This window comes from Nocardiopsis sp. NPDC055824, assembly GCF_053616335.1.
In genome coordinates, this window is record NZ_JBSHDN010000324.1 from 1 (window position 1) to 4522 (window position 4522).

Here is a 4522-nt window from a genome sequence, read left to right on the forward strand (position 1 = left end):
CCCCGGGCCGGGGCGGCGACGGCCCCTCACACCTCGACCATCCGCCACGCCCCGGCGTCGGCAGGGGCGTCCGTGAAGGCGTAGCGGACCGTCTCACGGTCCAGCGCGACCAGCGTCACCGAGCCCGTCGCCCAGATCCGCCCCTGTCCCAGATCGGCCCGCGCGACCAGGCCCGACGGATCGCCCTGGCCGTCGGCGCCCACGGAACGGGGGGTCGCGCCGGCGGCCTCGGTGATGAGGCGCGGCCACTCGCCCCAGATCTCCTCGACCCCTTTCGCGGCGGCCAGGTCCGCCGGGTCGGGCCGGGTGGCCGCGAACGCCGGCGTGTGGCGCGCCGCCCTGGGGTCGTGCGGGTCCATGCCGGTGTTCACCACGATGCTCACCCCCGCGGGCAGCGGCCTCGTGTCCATGCACCGCCCGTCCCAGCTGTGCAGGCCGACCCTGTGGGCGTCGGCGTCCAGGAGGTGGAAGGGCGCGTACCGGGTGGGGTCCTCCCCCTGGAGCGGGTCCCGCACCGGGTGCGCGAGGGCGCGCAGCGGCAGCTCCCCCCGGCTCGCCGGGTACACGCCCTCCCAGGGCATGCTCCCGTCCCAGGGCCACCCGTTGAGCACGGCGCAGACGCGGGGGCGGGCGGGGTTCACCGCCAGCCAGGTTCCCCCCGCCGTGAGGTCGCGCCCGCCGACCAGCTCGGGCCGGTCGGGCCAGTGGCGCGCGGGCGGGTCCCAGGGCCGCAGGGACATCTCGTCCCGGAGCGCCGCGATGACGAGTGGTGTGTCGGCGCCGGGATCGAATCCGACGATGACGGTGCACATGAGGACCTCTGCTGTCTCCCCGGAGGCACGGCCCGAGAGGCCCGACCGGAGGGTGGACGGAACTGTACCCGGACTCTACGTCCGCTCGGGGCCTGCCGGGGAGGGCGGGGCGGGCGCCGGACACGGCCGCCCCCCGGACGCCTGGTGGTGCGGGTACCACCCGGCATCGGGGGGACAGGACGCCCGCGAGTGGTCCGGGGGTCTTCTAGGCTGTGGATCTCCTTACTCTCCGGACGTCCGTGGCCGGTGCGCCCCCTCGCGTGTTCAGGGGCCCGTCCACCCGTCTCCCGTACCACCCAGGAGTGTGCGTGCCCGTCCAACCCGAACGACCCGACGACGGTGCGGAAGGCGCCTCGGACAGGGATTCGCAGGCGGCTGCCCCGAACGTCGCCGGCGCGCGGCCCGAGCGTGCCGGGCCGGGCCTCCACGGCCCCCCGTCCGAGACCGGGCTGACCCTGGCGGAAGTCGCCGAGCGGGTCGCCACCGGCCGGACCAACGACGTCCCCGTGCGTGCCAGCCGCAGCGTCGGGCAGATCATCCGAGCCAACGTGTTCACGCGGATCAACGCGATGATCGCGGTGCTGTTCACGATCATCGCCGTGATCGGTCCCGTCCAGGACGGGCTGTTCGCGATGGTGATCCTGATCAACACGCTGATCGGCATCGTCCAGGAGCTGCGCGCCAAGCGCACCCTGGACAAGCTCGCGATCGTCAACGCCGCCCACCCCCGGGTCGTGCGCGACGGCGCGACGGTGCGCGTGACCACCCAGGAGATCGTCCTGGACGAGGTCCTCGAGGTCGGCACGGGCGACCAGATCGCGGTCGACGGCGTCGTCACCTGGGCGGGAGGGCTGGAGGTCGACGAGTCCCTGCTGACCGGCGAGGCCGATCCCGTGCTCAAGCGGCCCGGCGACACCGTGATGTCGGGCAGCTTCGTGGTGGCGGGCGCCGGGCGCTTCCGCGCCACCAAGGTGGGGCGGCACGCGTACGCGGCACGCCTGGCCGAGGAGGCGAGCCGGTTCTCGCTGGTGCACTCGGAGCTGCGGTCGGGCATCAACCGCATCCTGACCTGGATCACCTACGCGCTGTTCCCGATCGGTGCCCTGCTGATCTACAGCCAGCTGTTCATGGGCGGCCACGTCACGCTGGAGGAGCCCACGGCGGGCGGCCAGATCTCCGGCCCGCTGGCGGACGCGCTGCGCGGCATGGTGGCGGCGCTGGTGTCGATGATCCCCGAGGGGCTGATCCTGCTCACCAGCATCGCCTTCGCGGTCGGTGTGATCCGGCTGGGGAAGTACAAGTGCCTGGTGCAGGAGCTGCCCGCGATCGAGGGCCTGGCCCGCGTGGACGTGGTGTGCACCGACAAGACGGGGACGCTGACCGAGGCCGGCATGAAGCTGGCCCAGATCCGCGACCTGGGAGGGCGCGCGGTAGGCGACGACCCCTCGCCGACCCAGGTGCTGGCCGCCCTGGCGGCCTGCGACCCCGACCACAACGCGAGCATGGCCGCCATCGCGCAGGGGTTCGGGTCGAGCGGGGTGTCCGCCCCCGACTGGACCGTCATCGCGCTGGCGCCGTTCTCGTCGGCCCGCAAGTGGAGCGGGGCCGGCTTCCTCACCCCGGGCGGCGAGGAGCACTGGGTCCTGGGCGCCGCCGACGTGCTGTCCTCCCCCGACTCCCCCGCCGCGGCCGAGGCGGCACGGCTCGGCTCGCAGGGGCTCCGGGTGCTGCTGCTGGCCCGCGCCTCCGCCCGGGTGGACTCCGACGACGCCCCCGGCGAGGTGGCCCCGGTCGCGCTGGTGGTCCTGGACCAGAAGGTGCGCGAGGACGCCGGGGCCACCCTCGACTACTTCGCCGGCCAGGGCGTCGACGTCAAGATCGTCTCCGGCGACCACGCGGCCTCGGTCGGCGCGGTGGGCCGCGAGCTGGGCCTGCCCGGCGCGGAGGACCCGGTGGACGCCCGCTCCCTGTCCGCCGACGCGGGCGAGCTGGCCCGCGAGGTCGAGAGGCGCTCGGCGTTCGGCCGGGTGACCCCGGAGCGCAAGCGCGACATGGTGCGCGGGCTGAAGGACCGCGGGCACACGGTGGCGATGACCGGCGACGGCGTCAACGACGTGCTGGCCCTGAAGGAGGCCGACATCGGGGTGGCGATGGGCTCCGGCAGCCCGGCGTCGCGCTCGGTGGCGCAGCTGGTCCTGCTGGACAACCGCTTCGCGGTGCTGCCGCGCGTGGTGGCCGAGGGCCGCCGGGTCATCGGCAACATCGAGCGTGTGGCCAGCCTGTTCCTGACCAAGACCGTGTACACGATGACGCTGGCGATCATCGTCGGGCTGCTGGCGGTCGCGTACCCGTTCTTCCCCCGGCACGCGACGCTGATCAACGCGGTGACCTTCGGCATCCCGTCGTTCTTCCTGGCCCTGGCGCCCAACACCGACATCGCCAAGCCGGGGTTCGTGATGCGCACGCTGCGGCTCGCCATCCCCTCGGGGATGGTGGCCGGTTTCGCGGCGGTGACGACCTACCTGCTGGTGCTGGGCGGGCGGACCGTCCCGGACCCGGCGGACCGCACGGCGGTGGTGATCACGCTGTGCGCGACCACCCTGTGGGTCCTGCTGCTGGTGGCCAAGCCGTACGTGTGGTGGAAGGTCCTGATGGTGGGCTCCATGGTCGGCCTGCTGACACTGGCCATGGTGACGCCGCTGGGCCAGTGGTTCTTCGACCTGGACGTGAGCGACCCGGCCAAGGTCCTCACCGGTCTGGCCGTGGCCGGGGTGGCGATCGTGGCGATCACGGTGATCCGGGTGGTGGACGACCGGTGGATAGCCCGCTCCGAGGCCCGCGCCGCCGAGGAGGCGGCCCGTGAGGAGGACGGGCACCGGGAGGCCTCCATGGTCTAGGGGACCGCACCGGCCCCCGACGGCCGCGCCGGACGTGCTCCGGCGCGGCCGTCCGCGTGTGCGGACCCGGTCGGGCCGGCCCCTGCCCGACCCTCAGCGGTGGGGTTCGGCCCGCTCCGCGGCGATGGCGCCGTGGGCGGTGCGGGCGCGGTCCGGGAAGGAGGGTTCGGCCGCGGACGCTGACCCCGGCCTGGCCCCGGGACGCCTCCCGCAGGGGGTTCGCCGTCCGGGCCGCCCCGGCGGTACCGTGGCGCGGACCGCGGCCGGGGGCCGCGGCGCGAGGAGAGGGAGGGCATGGTGGACGACACCGACCTGCGGCACCTGAGGCGTGCGGTCGAACTGGCCGCGGAGGCGCTGGCCGCGGGGGACGAGCCGTTCGGATCACTGCTGGTCGCGGCAGACGGGACCGTGCTGTTCGAGGACCACAACCACGTCGCGGGCGGCGACGGCACCCAGCACCCGGAGTTCGCGATCGCCCGGTGGTCGACGACCCGCATGACCCCGGCCGAGCGCGCGGCGGCGACCGTGTACACCTCCGGGGAGCACTGCGCCATGTGCTCGGCGGCGCACGGCTGGGCGGGCCTCGGCCGGATCGTGTACGCGAGTTCCTCGGCGCAGCTGGTCTCCTGGCTGGAGGAGTGGGGGGTGCCCGCGGGACCCGTGCGCGCGCTGCCCGTCAACGACGTCGTGCCCGGGGTCGAGGTGGAGGGCCCCGTGGAGGCGCTCGCCGAGGAGGTGCGCGCGCTCCAGGCGCACTTCCACGACCGGGACTGACGACCGGGGGCCGGACGTGACGAGGCCCGCCGTGGGGCC

At 74.6% G+C, this 4522-nt stretch carries 3 protein-coding genes; 2 read left to right on the top strand and 1 reads right to left on the bottom strand.

Features of this window, described 5'->3' with window-relative positions; translation table 11 throughout:
- Positions 1–26: 26 nt before the first annotated feature.
- The gene (locus tag ACWGL3_RS31130) at positions 27–812 is read right to left on the bottom strand and encodes an NRDE family protein (protein ID WP_452462120.1); all 786 of its coding nucleotides are present in this window, start codon (positions 810–812) and stop codon (positions 27–29) included.
- Positions 813–1120: 308 nt separating this feature from the next.
- On the opposite strand from ACWGL3_RS31130, the gene ACWGL3_RS31135 reads away from it, so the two are divergent.
- Both ACWGL3_RS31135 and ACWGL3_RS31140 read left to right on the top strand, forming a co-directional pair.
- Positions 1121–3709 (top strand): HAD-IC family P-type ATPase, encoded by a 2589-nt coding sequence (locus ACWGL3_RS31135; RefSeq protein ID WP_452462121.1) that lies wholly within the window; start codon positions 1121–1123, stop codon positions 3707–3709.
- A gap of 294 nt (positions 3710–4003) precedes the next feature.
- Positions 4004–4483: a tRNA-specific adenosine deaminase gene (locus ACWGL3_RS31140; RefSeq protein WP_267945291.1), complete on the top strand. Its 480-nt coding sequence runs from the start codon at positions 4004–4006 to the stop codon at positions 4481–4483.
- Positions 4484–4522: the final 39 nt, after the last annotated feature.

Coding starts and splice junctions, on each gene's coding strand:
- ACWGL3_RS31130 (WP_452462120.1), bottom strand. CDS start 812: ATGTGCACCGTCATCGTCGGATTCGATCCCGGCGCCGACACACCACTC.
- ACWGL3_RS31140 (WP_267945291.1), top strand. CDS start 4,004: ATGGTGGACGACACCGACCTGCGGCACCTGAGGCGTGCGGTCGAACTG.